We start from the raw sequence: 13,277 nt of genomic DNA, 5'->3' as shown, positions 1-13,277 counted from the left end.
CCCGGCGGCACCCTCACCGGAGCCCCGGAGCACCCACGGGCGGGCCCCTCCCCCGATCGTGGTGGTGACTTCCGGGCGTGTCGCGAGTGCGGCAAAATCTTCGGATGGAAAGCGCTCGTGACGTCCGCAAGCTCCCGAAGGCCCATCTCCATCTGCACTTCACCGGGTCCATGCGCCCGGGCACACTGCTGGAGCTCGCCGACAGACACGGCGTCCACCTCCCGGACGCGCTGAGCAGCGGCCGCCCCCCGAAGCTGCGGGCCACCGACGAACGCGGCTGGTTCCGCTTCCAGCGGCTGTACGACGCCGCGCGCTCCTGTCTGCGCACGCCCGACGACATCCGGCGGCTGGTCCGCGAGGCCGCCGAGGAGGACGTGCGGGACGGATCCCGCTGGCTGGAGATCCAGGTGGACCCGACCTCCTACGCCCCGCGCCTGGGCGGACTGATCCCGGCACTGGAGATCATCCTGGACGCGGTGGAGAGCGCCTCCGCCCAGACCGGGCTCGGCATGCGCGTACTGGTCGCCGCGAACCGGATGAAGCATCCGCTGGACGCCCGCACCCTGGCCCGGCTGGCCGTGCGCTACGCCGACCGCGGTGTGGTGGGCTTCGGCCTGTCCAACGACGAACGGCGCGGTTTCGCCCGGGACTTCGACCGGGCCTTCGCCATCGCGCGCCGGGGCGGCCTGCTGGCGGCCCCGCACGGCGGCGAGCTGTCGGGGCCGCAGTCCGTCGCCGACTGCCTGGACGACCTGCGCGCGGGCCGCGTCGGGCACGGGGTGCGCGCCACCGAGGATCCGCGGCTGCTGGCGCGGCTGGCCGCGCGGGGCGTCACCTGCGAGGTCTGCCCGGCCTCCAACGTGGCGCTGGGGGTGTACGACCGGCACGAGGACGTACCGCTGCGGACCATGTTCGAGGCGGGGGTGCCGCTGGCGCTGGGCGCCGACGACCCCCTGCTGTTCGGCTCCCGGCTGGCCGCGCAGTACGAGATCGCGCGGCGCTACCACGGCTTCACGGACGAGGAGCTGGCGGAGCTGGCCCGCCAGTCGGTGCGCGGCTCGCGCGCGCCGGAGGACGTCCGGAAGGCGATCCTGGCGGACATCGACGCCTGGCTGGTGGAGGAGCCGGGGCAGGCCCCGTCGGCGTCCGCGTCCGGGCACGCATCCGCTTCCGCCTCGCAGCGGGTCGTCTGAGCCGCGGGGAGTGTTCCGAGGGGCGGGGGTGCGGGCGGCCCCTCAGAGCGAGCAGCCCACGGTCACCGGCTCGTTGACCAGCGTCACCCCGAACGCCTCGCGCACGCCGTCGCGGACCTCGCGGGCCAGGGCGAGGAGGTCGGCGGTGGTGGCCGAGCCCCGGTTGGTCAGGGCGAGGGTGTGCTTGGTGGAGATCCGGGCCGGGCCGTCGCCGTAGCCCTTGGCGAAGCCGGCCCTGTCGATCAGCCAGGCGGCGGAGGTCTTCACCAGGCCGTCCCCGGCCGGGTAGGCGGGCGGGGCGGCGTCCGGCCCCAGCCGTTCGGCGACGCGGGCGAGGAAGGCGGTGTGCTCGGTCTCGGTGAGGACGGGGTTGGTGAAGAAGGAGCCGGCCGACCAGGTGTCGTGGTCCTCCGGGTCGAGCACCATGCCCTTGCCCGCGCGCAGCTTCAGAACGGTCTCGCGGGCCCGCTCCACCGGCACCCGCTCGCCGGTCCCCACACCCAGTGCCCGTGCGGTCTCGGCGTAGCGCAGGGGTGCCGAGAGGCCGCCCGCGTCCTCCAGCTCGAAGCGGACGCGCAGCACGACGAAGCGGGTGGGGTCGGCCTTGAAGCGGCTGTGCCGGTAGGAGAACCCGCACTCGGCGGCGGGGATGGTGACGGTCTCGCCGGACCGGCGGTCGTAGGCGACGACCTCGGTGATCGTGGAGGAGACCTCCTGGCCGTACGCGCCGACGTTCTGGATGGGTGTGGCGCCCGCCGATCCGGGGATGCCGGCCATGCACTCGACGCCCGCGAGCCCGGCCTCGACGGTGCGGGCGACGGCCTCGGACCAGTTCTCGCCCGCCGCCAGCTCCAGACGGGTGCCCTCCAGGCGGAAGCCGGTGGTGGCGATGCGCAGGGCGGTGCCCGCGAAGCCCTCGTCGGCGATGACGAGGTTGCTGCCGCCGCCGACGAGCAGCAGCGGGGTGCCGTCCGCGTCGGCGGCCCGTACCGCCTCGGTCACCTCCTCGTCGGTGGTGGCCGTGACCAGGCGGGCCGCGGGGCCGCCCAGACGGAAGGTGGTCAGCGGGGCGAGGGGCGCGTCGTGGAGTTCCTGCACGCGCCCAAGAGTACGAGAGCGGCCGTACGCGCATCCCCTACGGCCGCCCCGCCGGACGTGTGGCCGTGGTCCGGCCCGCCCGAGCCCGCCGGTGCGCTCAGGCGAGCCGGACCACCGCGCGGGACATGCCCAGCACCTTCTGTCCGGCGCTGGTGACCTTGAGGTCCACCCGGACGGTGCGGGCCTGGTCGTCGAGCTTGGCCGCGACCTTGCCCGAGACCTCGATCACGGCGCCCGATCCGTCGTCGGGGACGACGACGGGCCTGGTGAAGCGCACGCCGTACTCCACGAGCGCGCCCGGGTCGCCGGCCCAGTCGGTCACCACGCGGGCGGCCTCGGCCATGGTGAACATGCCGTGCGCGATGACGTCGGGGAGACCGACCTCACGTGCGAACCGCTCGTTCCAGTGAATCGGGTTGAAGTCGCCGGAGGCGCCCGCGTACCGCACGAGCGTGTCGCGGGTCACGGGGAAGCTCCGCGCGGGCAGCTCGGTGCCCGCCTCGACGTCCGCGTACGCGATCCTCGCCGTCATCCGCCTCACTCCCCCTGCTCACCGGTCGTGTCGTCGGCCGCTCCGCCGGCCGCGCGGGCCACCAGCTTGGTCCAGGCCGTCACTACGTGCTCGCCGGTCTCGTCGCGCACCTCGCCGCGGATGTCCAGGATGTCGTTGCCCGCCATGGACTTCACCGCCTCGATGGTGGACGTCACCGTGAGCCGGTCGCCGGCGCGCACCGGCCGCGTGTAGGCGAACTTCTGGTCGCCGTGCACCACCCGGCTGTAATCCAGCCCCAGCCCCGGGTCCGCGACGACCTCCCCGGCCGCCTTGAAGGTGATGGCGAAGACGAAGGTGGGCGGGGCGATCACATCGGGGTGACCGAGTTCACCGGCCGCCTCCGGGTCGGTGTACGCGGGGTGGGTGTCACCGATGGCCTCGGCGAACTCGCGGATCTTCTCCCGGCCGACCTCGTACGGCGCGGTGGGCGGATAGCTCCGCCCCACGAAGGACTGGTCGAGCGCCATGGCCCGGTACCTCCATACGGCTTGCGGGTGGTTGCTGATCGGACGGCTCGGACGGGCGCAAAGCCGTGAGGCCGCCCCCGCGAACGGGGACGGCCTCACGGCTTTGCGTGTCTGTGCGCGTGCGCGGCGGCCTGGCCGGTCGCGGCGTTTATCGCGTCTCGCGGTGCGCGGTGTGTGCGTTACAGCGCGGGCAGTGCTTCTTCATCTCAAGACGGTCCGGGTTGTTGCGCCGGTTCTTCTTGGTGATGTAGTTCCGCTCCTTGCACTCCACGCAGGCCAGCGTGATCTTCGGGCGGACGTCGGTGGCAGCCACGTGAGTGCTCCTTGACGGCTGGGACGGGTTTAACGCAGAAAGAGTAGCCGATCGGAGGACCGACCCCGCAATCGGCTACTGGGTTTGGTAGCGGTGACCGGACTCGAACCGGTGACACAACGATTATGAGCCGTTTGCTCTACCGACTGAGCTACACCGCCGCGATGCGGGCGGCCCCCGTCTCGCGACGGGGAGCCTCACACATCAGAGCCCCAATACGGAATCGAACCGTAGACCTTCTCCTTACCATGGAGACGCTCTGCCGACTGAGCTATTGGGGCGAGCGATGAAGACATTACACGCTCCGGGCGCCGAACGTGAAATCCGTATCGGCCGCGCCTCCGTACGGCGGCTCCGGCCGGGGGCTCACGCCCTTCTTCCGGCGTAGCGGAGCGGTCACCGGTACGACTATTGGGCTCCCACGTGATGGCGGCGCGCCCCGGGACCGGCCCGGTCCTAGGCTTCGGTGCACCCCAGCGATCATGAGCGAAACGCGGGAGCCCCATGCCCGACAGCCAGCCGCAGGAACCGGCGCAGCCCGATCGCGACGCACCCCCGCCCCCGGGTCCCGCGAGTCCCCCGGATCCGCCGGGCTCCCCGGACCCGCCAAGGCAGGCCGCGCTCGTCCTGTGCGGCGCCCGGCTCGCCGACGGACGCACCGTGGACGTGCGGATCGGCGGCGGGCGGATCGAGGCGGTCGGGACCGCGGGCAGCCTCTCCTCCCCCGCCCCTCCGTGGGCTACCCGGATCGACCTCACCGGCTATCTGCTGCTGCCCGCTCCCGCCGAGCCCCACGCCCACTACGACACCGCGCTGACGGCGGACGGTGACGCGCCCGGCGCCTCCCCGTACGGCCCCTGGGACCCGTACGACCCCGGGCGGGTCCAGCGGCGCGCCGCCGAGGCCGCGCTGCTCCAGCTCGGCCACGGCGCGACCGCGGTGCGCACCCATGTGCGCGTCGGCGACGTCGCCGGGCTGCGCGCCCTGCGGGCGGTGCTGCGGGCCCGGCACGCCCTGCACGGGCTGACCGACCTCACCGCCGTCGCCGTACCCCGGCTGCTGACCGGCGCGGCGGGGGCCGACGGCCTGGCCATGCTGCGCGAGGCGGTGGACATGGGGGCCGAGGCGGTGGGCGGCTGCCCGGACCTCGACCCCGATCCGGCCGGCTACACGGAGACCGTGCTGGAGGTGGCGGCCGAACACGGCTGCGCGGTGGACCTGCACACCGACGGCTCCGACCCGGTCCGGCTGGCGCGCCTGGCCTCGTTGGCCGGCGGACTGCGGCCCGGGGTGGCCGTCGGTCCGTGCGACGGGCTGGCCCGGCTGCCGCGGGAGACCGCGGCCCGCGCCGCCGAGTCCCTCGCGGCGGCCGGGATCACGGTGGTCTGCCTGCCCCAGGGCGGCTGCGGCCTGCCGCCGCGGACGGCCGACGGTCCCCGCACCGCGCCGGTGCGGCTGCTGAGGGCGGCGGGGGTACGGGTCGCCGCGGGCAGCGGCGCCCTGCGCGACGCGGCCAACCCGGTGGGCCGCGGCGACCCGCTGGAGGCCGCCTACCTGCTGGCCTCGCACGGCCAGGCCGGCCCGGAGGAGGCCTACGAGGCGGTGAGCGCGCGGGCGCGGGAGGCCATGGGGCTGCCGCGGGTGCGGATCGAGGCCGGTTTCCCGGCCGAGCTGCTGGCCGTACGCGGCCGCACACTCGCCGGAACGCTCTCGCTGGCGTACAGCCGCCTGGTCGTCCACCGCGGCCGGGTGGTGGCCCGCACCAGCGCGGTGCGCGAGTACTGCGACGCCACGGACCCGGGCGGCCCGGCGGACGCGACGGCTCCGGCGGCCCAGGACCCGGGCGGCCCCGCCGCCGGACTCCCCCGCCAGTCGCAGCGCTGACGGCGGTGTACACGACGGAGTACGGGCCCGGCGGCGTACGGTCGGAGTATGCGCACAGTCATCGCTGGAGGACACGGTCAGATCGCACTGCGGCTGGAGCGGCTGCTCGCCGCCCGCGGTGAGGAGGTCGTCGGGCTGATCCGACGACCCGAGCACGCGGACGACCTGCGCTCGGCGGGCGCCGAGCCGGTCGTCTGCGACCTGGAGTCGTCGTCCGCGGAGGAGGTCGCCCGGCATCTGCGGGACGCCGACGCCGCGGTCTTCGCGGCGGGCGCGGGCCCGGGCAGCGGAACGGCCCGCAAGGAGACGGTGGACCGCGCGGCCGCGGTCCTCTTCGCGGACGCCGCCGAACTGGCCGGGGTACGCCGCTTCCTGGTCGTCTCCGCCATGGGGGCGGACGATGAGCCCCCCGCCGACATGGAGCCCGTCTTCGCCGCCTACCTGCGTGCCAAGGGCGCGGCGGACGACGACATCCGCCGGCGCGTCAACCTGGACTGGACGATCCTGCGCCCCGGCCGTCTCACCAACCGTCCCGGCACCGGGCGGGTGCGGCTGGAGCCCCACACGGGCCGCGGCGAGATCTCCCGCGACGACGTGGCCGCCGTCCTCGTCGCTCTCCTGGACGACCCGCGCGCGGCGCGGGTGACGCTGGAGCTGGTCTCCGGAGAGGTCCCGGTCGACCAGGCGATCGCGGAACTGGGGTCGGAGGCGACGGAGGTGCCGGACTAGGCCCGACGCCCGGCGGAACGGCGAACGGCCCCCGACCAGCGGACTGGTCGGGGGCCGTCTCCCTCGCGTGGCGGCGCTAGGATTCGAACCTAGGAAGGCTGAGCCGGCAGATTTACAGTCTGCTCCCTTTGGCCACTCGGGCACACCGCCTGGGATCGCTGCCCGGGGCGTTCGCTCCCTGGCAACGCGCACAACCATACCCGATGGTGGGGGGTGGTCCGCCACCTGGTTGTCCGGCGGTGGATCACCGCGGCGGATGACTAGGCTGACGGCGCGGACGGGCCGGACAGAGCCGGACCGGGCCGGACCGCACCCTGACGGATCTACGCACGAGGAGCCAATCCACGATGGCCGACTCCAGTTTCGACATCGTCTCGAAGGTCGAGCGGCAGGAGGTCGACAACGCCCTCAACCAGGCCGCCAAGGAGATCTCCCAGCGCTTCGACTTCAAGGGCGTGGGAGCCTCCATCGCCTGGTCGGGCGAGAAGATCGAGATGCGGGCCAACTCCGAGGAGCGGGTCCTGGCCATCCTCGACATCTTCCAGACCAAGCTGGTCAAGCGGGGCATCTCCCTGAAGTCCCTGGACGCCGGGGAGCCCCAGGTGTCCGGCAAGGAGTACAAGCTCTTCGCGTCGATCCAGGAGGGCATCTCCCAGGACAACGCCAAGAAGGTCGCGAAGATCATCCGCGACGAGGGCCCCAAGGGCGTCAAGGCCCAGGTGCAGGGCGACGAGCTGCGTGTCAGCCACAAGAGCCGGGACGCCCTGCAGGAGGTCATCGCCCTGCTCAAGGGCAAGGACTTCGACTTCGCGATCCAGTTCACCAACTACCGCTGAGCACCGGGCCGGTGGTGAGCGCCGGCACGGGGCGAGGAGACGACGGGCACCCGCCGGGCGGCGGGTGCCCGTCGGCGTCCCCGGGGCGGTGGGGAGGGCGCCCGGAAGGTTGGCGGACGGTGCGGCGGGCACCCGGGCACGGAACCTTCACGCGTACGGGCCCAGGAGGACGTATGAGAAAGAAGACCGTGCGGGCCGCTCTGCCGGCCGTGTTGCTGTGCGGCGCGTTTCTGCTCTCTGGTTGCGGGGACGGCGGCACCGGGGAGGAGATCTCCGGGACCCTCGCCCGCAACAGTGCGGCCGAGGCCGGCAAACCCGCCTTCGACCAGGCGGGGCACGAGATCGACGGTGACCTCACATGCACCGACGAGGGCACCGGGGAGAACCTGAAGGTCACCTGCGAGGGCACCACCGTGGACGGCGGGGAGGCCCGGATGACGGCCGACGCCGGCGGCGACCCCCGGATCGAGACGGAGGGCGGCGTCACGCTCGAGGGCTTCACGGTCGTCGGCACGGTGGACGGCGAGCGGGTCTTCCGGCAGGACTGCATCGGCGTCGGCTGCTGACCCCGGTGCGGCGGGCCGCCCCCGGCGGCCCGTTGAAAACGGGGAGGCGGGGCAGACGGCAGTAGCGAGCAGTGATGTTCCACGCCGAACCGCCAGGGGGGATCAGCACCGATGGCCATATCCGCGCGCCGGAGGCGCACACCGGACGGCAGGCCCGTCTTCGACCTGCGTGTGACGGCCCTGGCCTTCGTCCTGGCCGCCGTCGTCCTGCTGGGGGCGTGGTTCGCCGGACGGGTGGTGCTGGAGGCGGCCGGGCGGCATCCGGTCGCGGCGGTGGCCGTCTGCCTGATCGCCGTGCCGGCCGCCGTGGCCGGTCTGCGCGGCGGGCGCCGCTTCCGGGCGTCCAGGGCCGCGCGGCGGGCCGCCGCGGTCCTGACCGAGGCGGCCGAGGATGCGCTGGAAACGCTGGAGGAGGAGGTCCCCGGCGGCGGGCCGGAGAGCGGTGTCCGCGCGGAGCGTCCCGGGCCCGTGGAGGGCCCGGGGACCACCCGGTGCCCGGAACCGGACGGAGGCGCCGGAGCCCGCCCCGACGGCCCCGGCCCTCCCGTCGGCCCGGATTACGAGGCCATGGAGGCCGAGGAGTTCGAGCAGGCGGTCGCGGCCCTGTGCGAGCGGGACGGCTGCCGGGACGTGGAGGTCGTCGGCGGCGCGGGCGACCTCGGCGCCGACGTCCTCGCCACCGCCCCGGACGGGCGGCGCGTGGTCATCCAGTGCAAGCGCTACAGCGACACCAACAAGGTCGGTTCGCAGGACGTGCAGCGCTTCGGCGGCACCTGCTACACCGTCCACGAGGCCCAGGTGGCGGCCGTGGTCACCACCGGCGACTTCACCGCGCCCGCCGCCGAGTACGCGCGGCGGTGCGGGATCCTGTGCTTCGACCGGCACGCGCTGGCCGCCTGGAGCGACGGCACCGGACCGGCCCCCTGGGAGAGCGCGGGCGAGCCGCCGGCCGGGGCGGACCCGTACGGCGGGCTGCACACCGACCCGCACGAGGGCGCGTACGACGGTCTGTACGACGGGGGGACCGCCCGGGCCTGAGGGCTTGGGGGCCTTCGGCGCCCGGCGGGACGGCTCTCTAACGGGGAGCCGGGTTCCAGCGGTACGACGGGTACGCGGCGTCGCTGCGGACGATCTCGCGGCCCAGCGGCATCAGGGAGACCGGAATCATCTTGAAGTGGGCGATGCCGAACGGGATGCCGATGACCGTCAGGAAGAAGCCGATGCCCGCGGTTATGTGCCCCAGGGTGAGCCATATCCCGGCGAAGAGCAGCCAGACGACGTTGCCCGCGGCGGAGGCCGCGCCCGCGCCGGGCCGCTGGACGACGGTGTACCCGAAGGGCCACAGGGCGTAGACGGCGATCCGGAAGCAGGCGATGCCCCAGGGGATCGTGACGATCAGCAGGAAGCAGATCAGGCCGGCGACCACGTATCCCAGGGCCAGCCAGAGGCCGGAGAAGACCAGCCACAGGATGTTGAGGATCGTCCTCACAGCCGCCTCCCCGCCATGCGCTCCAGCCGGGCGATGCGTTCGGCCATCGGGGGGTGGGTGGAGAACATCCTGGACAGGCCGTCTCCGGGGCGGAAGGGATTGGCGATCATCATGTGGCTCGCGGTCTCCAGCCGGGGCTCGGGGGGCAGGGGCAGTTGCCTGGTGCCGGCCTCCAGCTTGGCCAGGGCCGAGGCCAGGGCCAGCGGGTCGCCGGTGAGCCGGGAGCCGGAGGCGTCCGCCTCGTACTCCCGGGAGCGGCTGACCGCGAGCCGGATCAGGGAGGCGGCGAGCGGGCCGAGCAGCATGATCAGCAGCACTCCGAGCAGGCCGGGGCCCTCGTCGTCCTCCGAGCGGCCGATCGGGATCAGCCAGGCGAAGTTGACCAGGAACATCACCACCGAGGCCAGTGCTCCGGCGACGGAGGCGATGAGGATGTCGCGGTTGTAGACGTGGCTCAGCTCGTGCCCGAGGACGGCGCGCAGCTCGCGCTCGTCCAGGATGCGCAGGATGCCGTCGGTGCAGCAGACGGCGGCGTTGCGCGGGTTGCGGCCGGTGGCGAAGGCGTTGGGCGCCTGGGTGGGTGAGATGTACAGGCGGGGCATGGGCTGGCGGGCGGCCGTGGACAGCTCGCGGACCGTCCGGTACAGGCCCGGGGCCTCGAACTCGCTGACCGGGCGGGCTCTCATGGCGCGAAGGGCGAGCTTGTCGCTGTTCCAGTAGGCGTAGGCGTTGGTGCCCAGTGCCAGGACGACCGCGACGACCAGGCCGGTGCGGCCGAAGAAACCGCCGATGACGATGATGAGTGCGGACAGTCCCCCGAGTAGCAGGGCGGTCTTCAGCCCGTTGTGCCGGCGGTGCACGGTACGCCCTCCAGGTGGTGCGGCAGGGGGGATCCCCCGTGTGGCCCTTCGTTGCGGCGGTGCCTCCGTCCGAAGGCTGATCGGTGGACCCTTCCTGTGAGGTCAACGCCGTGTGAAGGCGCCGGGTTCCCGGGCCGCTCCCGTCTAAAGCAGCACGTCGGCGGCGAAGCGCAGGGCGAGCTGGGGAGCACCCGAAAGGCCGACGGCGAGCAGCCCCGTCAGGGCGATCGCGGCCGTGAGCGGCGCGGCGACGCGTACGCGGGCGCGTGCGGCGGGAGCCTGCGCGGGGGCCCGGAAGAGCTGCGCCGTCCACGCCAGGTAGTAGTAGAGGGCGATCACGACGTTCACCGCCATCACCGCCGCGAGCCAGCCCAGTCCCACGTCCACGGCCGTGGAGAAGACCGCGACCTTGGCGAACAGGCCGATGATCCCCGGCGGCAGCCCGGCCAGGCAGAGCAGGAAGAAGGCCAGGGCGAGGGCGGCCGGGGGGTGGGCGGCGTACAGGCCCCGGTAGTCGGTGATCCGGTTGGCGGCGGCACCCCGGCCGACGTGGGCGGCCACGGCGAAGGCCCCGAGGTTCACGGCGGCGTACATCAGGGCGTACGCGACGGTCGCGCCGACGGCCCGCCCCGGCTCGTCGGCGTACGCCGCCGCGGCGACCGGCACCAGCAGGTAGCCGGCCTGTCCGACGGAGGACCACGCCAGCAGCCGCACCGCGCTGTGCGGGCGCTCCGGGCGCTGCCGCAGGGCGGCCGCGTTGCCCACGGTCATGGTGAGGGCGGCCAGGACGGCGAGCGCCGGTCCCCAGACGTGACCGTAGGAGGGGAATGCCTCGACGGTCACCAGGATCAGCCCGGAGAAGCCGACCGCCTTGCCGATCACCGACAGGTAGGCGGCCACCGGCAGGGGGGCGCCGACGTAGGTGTCCGGCACCCAGGAGTGGAAGGGGACGGCGGCGGTCTTGAACGCGAAGCCGACGAGGGTGAGGGCGACCCCGGTGGCGGCCAGGGTCTCCAGCCCGGGGGCGGTCTCGCGCAGCTCCCCGGCGACCCGGTCCAGGTGCAGGGAGCCGGTCACGGCGTAGACGAAGCTGACGCCCATCAGGCTGACGGCGGTGGCGGTGACCGAGGAGAGGAAGAACTTCAGGGCCGCCTCGGAGGAGCGCCCGTCCGCGCGGCGCAGTCCGACCAGGGCGAAGGAGGGCAGGGAGGCGACCTCCAGCGCCACGATCAGGGTCGCCAGATCGCGGGCGGCGGGCAGCAGCGCGGCTCCGGCGGCGGAGGCCAGCAGCAGGAACCAGTACTCGCCGCGCGGCAGCGCCTCGTCCCGTACCGCCGTCATCGACAGCAGGGCGGCGATCAGGGCGGCGCCCAGCACCAGGAACTGGACGGCCAGGGTGAACGGGTCGGCGACGTAGGAGCACACCGCCGGGTCGGTGGTGAGGCAGAAGGTGGCGCGCTCGCCGCTCCGCAGGGGCAGCAGGCTGAGCGCGGCGAGCGCGAGGACGGCGACGGTGACCGGGCCGAGCAGCGGCTTGCGGCGCTCGGGCAGGAAGAGGTCGGCGACCAGGACGGCCAGCGCGCCCAGTGCGGCGAGGGCGGGTGGGGCGATGGTGAGCCAGTCGACGGACTGGACGACCGACCGGACGGGGTCCTGGGCGAGCGCGTTCATCGGCTGACTCCCGGCAGGAGGTTCTGCACGGCCGGATCGGTGAGCCCCAGGAGGAGCGCGGGCCACAGTCCGGCCAGGACGGTGAGGACGACGAGCGGGATCCAGGCGGCGAACTCGTGGCCGCGTACGTCCGGCAGGGTCGCGCTCGGTGCGGGTGCGGTGCCGGGGGCGGACGGTGCCCCCATGCAGACCCGGCGTACGACCACCAGCAGATAGGCGGCGGTCAGCAGGGTGCCGAGGGCCGCGAGGGCCATGAAGACCAGGTACGCGGGCCGGCTGAGCCCGTCGGCGGGGTGGTAGGCGCCGAGCAGCGCGAGCATCTCGCCCCAGAAGCCGGCCAGTCCGGGCAGTCCGAGTGAGGCGACGGCGCCGAAGGCGAGCAGCCCGCCGAGCCGGGGGGCGCGCCCGTACAGCGCCGCGCCCCCTCCGCGCCCCCCTGGGCCGCCGAGTGCGAGGCGGTCCAGGTCGGTGGTGCCGGTGCGGTCCTTGACCGCGCCGGCGAGGAAGAACAGCAGCCCGGTGATGAGGCCGTGGGCGACGTTGGCGAACAGCGCGCCGTTGACGCCGGTGCGGGTGAGGGTGGCGACGCCCAGCAGCACGAAGCCCATGTGGCCCACCGAGGAGTAGGCGATGAGGCGTTTGAGGTCGCCCCCGGCCCCGGGAAGGGCCAGCGCCAGGCAGGCCAGCGACCCGTAGACGATGCCGGTGACCGCGAAGGCCGCCAGATACGGCGCGAGGGTGTGGACGCCGTCGGGGACGACCGGCAGGACGATCCGGACGAAGCCGTAGGTGCCCATCTTCAGCAGGACGCCCGCCAGCAGCACCGAGCCGACGGTCGGGGCGGCGGTGTGGGCGTCGGGGAGCCAGCTGTGCAGCGGCCACATCGGCGTCTTGACGGCCAGGCCGGTGCCGATGGCCAGGGCGGCCACGATCTGGGTGGTGTGGGTCAGCCCCCGGCCGCCGTCCTCGGCGAGCGCCGTCATGTCGAACGTCGGGCCGCCCTCGCCGCCCAGTCCGACCAGCAGCAGGCCCAGCAGCATCACCACGGAGCCGAGCAGGGTGTAGAGGACGAACTTCCACGCGGCCCGCTCCCGCCCCGCGCCGCCCCAGCGGGCGATGAGGAAGTACATCGGGATCAGGACCGTCTCGAAGGCCAGGAAGAACAGCATCAGGTCCAGCACGGCGAAGGTCGCCAGGGTGCCGGCCTCCAGCAGGAGCACGAGCGCGACGAACGCCTGCGGGCGCGGGCCCTCGGGGGGCCGGTGGTAGCTGTACAGGGCGCACAGGAAGGTCAGCAGCGCCGTCAGGACGAGCAGGGGCAGCGAGACGCCGTCGGTGCCCAGGTGGATGCGGACGCCGAGCGCCGGGATCCAGGCGATGTCGGTCTCGGCCTGCATGGTGCCGGGCCGGTCGTGGTCGAAGCCGAGCGCGAGCACCGCGGTGGCGGCCAGCACCGCGCCGGTGACGGTGACGCCGTGGCGCAGCACGGCCTGTTCGGGGCTGCGCCCCCGCAGGCCGGGCGGGGCCGGCAGCAGGGCGGCGGCCGCGCCGAGCAGGGGCAGGACGACGACGGCCGCCAGGAGCAGCCGCATCGCGGTGTCGTTGAGGGGGATCACTG

General features: G+C 73.8%; 14 protein-coding genes and 3 tRNA genes. 6 read left to right on the top strand and 11 right to left on the bottom strand.

The window, feature by feature from the left end; genetic code table 11:
* The first annotated feature begins 104 nt into the window (after window positions 1-104).
* Window positions 105-1,193, top strand: coding sequence for an adenosine deaminase (locus tag ACW69E_RS09430; protein WP_457497717.1), 1,089 nt, complete (start codon window positions 105-107; stop codon window positions 1,191-1,193).
* Window positions 1,194-1,235: 42 nt separating this feature from the next.
* Here ACW69E_RS09430 and ACW69E_RS09425 read toward each other — a convergent pair whose 3' ends face one another.
* The 6 genes from ACW69E_RS09425 to ACW69E_RS09400 all read right to left on the bottom strand — a co-directional run bounded on the left by ACW69E_RS09425 (window position 1,236) and on the right by ACW69E_RS09400 (window position 3,905).
* The gene (locus tag ACW69E_RS09425) at window positions 1,236-2,291 is read right to left on the bottom strand and encodes a UDP-N-acetylmuramate dehydrogenase (RefSeq protein ID WP_457497716.1); all 1,056 of its coding nucleotides are present in this window, start codon (window positions 2,289-2,291) and stop codon (window positions 1,236-1,238) included.
* 97 nt (window positions 2,292-2,388) lie between these two features.
* A complete protein-coding gene (locus ACW69E_RS09420) occupies window positions 2,389-2,823 on the bottom strand; it encodes a MaoC family dehydratase (protein ID WP_457497715.1) in 435 nt (144 codons plus the stop codon).
* A 5-nt stretch (window positions 2,824-2,828) separates the two neighbouring features.
* A complete protein-coding gene (locus ACW69E_RS09415) occupies window positions 2,829-3,311 on the bottom strand; it encodes an FAS1-like dehydratase domain-containing protein (RefSeq protein ID WP_457497714.1) in 483 nt (160 codons plus the stop codon).
* Between the two features lie 148 nt (window positions 3,312-3,459).
* Window positions 3,460-3,624, bottom strand: coding sequence for a 50S ribosomal protein L33 (gene rpmG / locus ACW69E_RS09410; RefSeq protein ID WP_003948671.1), 165 nt, complete (start codon window positions 3,622-3,624; stop codon window positions 3,460-3,462).
* A gap of 85 nt (window positions 3,625-3,709) precedes the next feature.
* Window positions 3,710-3,785: transfer RNA gene (locus ACW69E_RS09405), tRNA-Met, on the bottom strand.
* A gap of 47 nt (window positions 3,786-3,832) precedes the next feature.
* Window positions 3,833-3,905: transfer RNA gene (locus ACW69E_RS09400), tRNA-Thr, on the bottom strand.
* Window positions 3,906-4,128: 223 nt separating this feature from the next.
* Between ACW69E_RS09400 and ACW69E_RS09395 the strand changes: the two genes are divergently transcribed.
* The gene (locus tag ACW69E_RS09395) at window positions 4,129-5,508 is read left to right on the top strand and encodes a hydrolase (RefSeq protein ID WP_457497713.1); all 1,380 of its coding nucleotides are present in this window, start codon (window positions 4,129-4,131) and stop codon (window positions 5,506-5,508) included.
* Between the two features lie 48 nt (window positions 5,509-5,556).
* Complete coding sequence (locus ACW69E_RS09390) at window positions 5,557-6,237, top strand: NAD(P)H-binding protein (RefSeq protein ID WP_457497712.1); 681 nt, start codon at window positions 5,557-5,559, stop codon at window positions 6,235-6,237.
* 68 nt (window positions 6,238-6,305) lie between these two features.
* Here the strand turns inward: ACW69E_RS09390 and ACW69E_RS09385 are convergent.
* Window positions 6,306-6,387, bottom strand: a tRNA-Tyr gene (locus tag ACW69E_RS09385).
* A gap of 197 nt (window positions 6,388-6,584) precedes the next feature.
* Between ACW69E_RS09385 and ACW69E_RS09380 the strand changes: the two genes are divergently transcribed.
* The 3 genes from ACW69E_RS09380 (at window position 6,585) to ACW69E_RS09370 (ending at window position 8,677) form a co-directional block, all read left to right on the top strand.
* Window positions 6,585-7,073: a YajQ family cyclic di-GMP-binding protein gene (locus ACW69E_RS09380; RefSeq protein ID WP_206348936.1), complete on the top strand. Its 489-nt coding sequence runs from the start codon at window positions 6,585-6,587 to the stop codon at window positions 7,071-7,073.
* 173 nt (window positions 7,074-7,246) lie between these two features.
* On the top strand, window positions 7,247-7,639 hold the full coding sequence (locus ACW69E_RS09375) for a hypothetical protein (RefSeq protein WP_457497711.1): 393 nt from the start codon (window positions 7,247-7,249) through the stop codon (window positions 7,637-7,639).
* A 111-nt stretch (window positions 7,640-7,750) separates the two neighbouring features.
* The gene (locus ACW69E_RS09370) at window positions 7,751-8,677 is read left to right on the top strand and encodes a restriction endonuclease (RefSeq protein ID WP_457497710.1); all 927 of its coding nucleotides are present in this window, start codon (window positions 7,751-7,753) and stop codon (window positions 8,675-8,677) included.
* 37 nt (window positions 8,678-8,714) lie between these two features.
* Here ACW69E_RS09370 and ACW69E_RS09365 read toward each other — a convergent pair whose 3' ends face one another.
* The 4 genes from ACW69E_RS09365 to ACW69E_RS09350 all read right to left on the bottom strand — a co-directional run bounded on the left by ACW69E_RS09365 (window position 8,715) and on the right by ACW69E_RS09350 (window position 13,251).
* On the bottom strand, window positions 8,715-9,128 hold the full coding sequence (locus ACW69E_RS09365; protein ID WP_457497709.1) for a YccF domain-containing protein: 414 nt from the start codon (window positions 9,126-9,128) through the stop codon (window positions 8,715-8,717).
* A complete protein-coding gene (gene htpX / locus ACW69E_RS09360) occupies window positions 9,125-9,988 on the bottom strand; it encodes a zinc metalloprotease HtpX (RefSeq protein ID WP_457497708.1) in 864 nt (287 codons plus the stop codon). The genes ACW69E_RS09365 and htpX overlap by 4 nt, the downstream gene beginning before the upstream one ends.
* Window positions 9,989-10,132: 144 nt before the next feature.
* Window positions 10,133-11,659: an NADH-quinone oxidoreductase subunit N gene (locus ACW69E_RS09355; protein WP_457497707.1), complete on the bottom strand. Its 1,527-nt coding sequence runs from the start codon at window positions 11,657-11,659 to the stop codon at window positions 10,133-10,135.
* Window positions 11,656-13,251, bottom strand: coding sequence for a complex I subunit 4 family protein (locus tag ACW69E_RS09350; RefSeq protein WP_457497801.1), 1,596 nt, complete (start codon window positions 13,249-13,251; stop codon window positions 11,656-11,658). The genes ACW69E_RS09355 and ACW69E_RS09350 overlap by 4 nt, the downstream gene beginning before the upstream one ends.
* Window positions 13,252-13,277: the final 26 nt, after the last annotated feature.

The sequence above is a fragment of the Streptomyces sp. SS8 genome, from assembly GCF_054072955.1.
Note: the sequence above shows the minus strand (reverse complement) of the source record. Positions and strands in the feature narration are given on the sequence as shown.